The following is a 666-nucleotide window of genomic DNA, read 5'->3' on the forward strand; positions in this document are numbered from 1 at the left end:
GGCGACCGGCCCATCAACTACCACCTGGACGTGCTGCGCCACTTCGGCGCCCGCGTCGAGAAGCTGGAGTCCGGGATCCGGATGAGCGCCCCGCACGGGCTGCACGGCGCCAAGGTCGAGCTGCCCTACCCGTCGGTCGGCGCGACCGAGCAGGTGCTGCTCACCGCCACCCGGGCCGACGGTCACACCGAGCTGCGGGGCGCGGCCACCGAGCCCGAGATCATGGACCTGATCGCGATCCTGCAGAAGATGGGCGCGATCATCACGGTCCAGACCGACCGCGTGATCCGCATCGAGGGCGTCCCCGAGCTCACCGGCTACCGGCACCGGGCCATGCCCGACCGGATCGAGACGGCCTCCTGGGGCTCGGCCGCGCTCGCCACCGGCGGCGACATCTTCGTGGCCGGGGCCCGGCAGGCCGACATGATGACCTTCCTCAACACCTTCCGGAAGATCGGCGGGGGCCTGGACATCACCGAGGACGGCATCCGCTTCTACCACCCCGGCGGTGACCTCAACCCGCTGATCGTCGAGACGGACGTCCACCCCGGCTTCATGACCGACTGGCAGCAGCCGCTCGTGGTCGCCCTGACCCAGGCCAAGGGCGTGTCCATCGTCCACGAGACGGTCTACGAGAACCGCTTCGGCTTCACCGGGGCCCTCAAC

At 70.3% G+C, this 666-nt stretch carries 1 protein-coding gene; it reads left to right on the forward strand.

Features of this window, described 5'->3' with window-relative positions; genetic code table 11:
- Window positions 1-666 (forward strand): carboxyvinyltransferase (locus RCG67_RS16905; RefSeq protein WP_497801011.1); only part of this gene is annotated, 666 nt, incomplete at both ends.

It is taken from the genome of Kocuria cellulosilytica (genome assembly GCF_040981245.1).
Lineage (GTDB): Bacteria > Actinomycetota > Actinomycetes > Actinomycetales > Micrococcaceae > Kocuria > Kocuria cellulosilytica.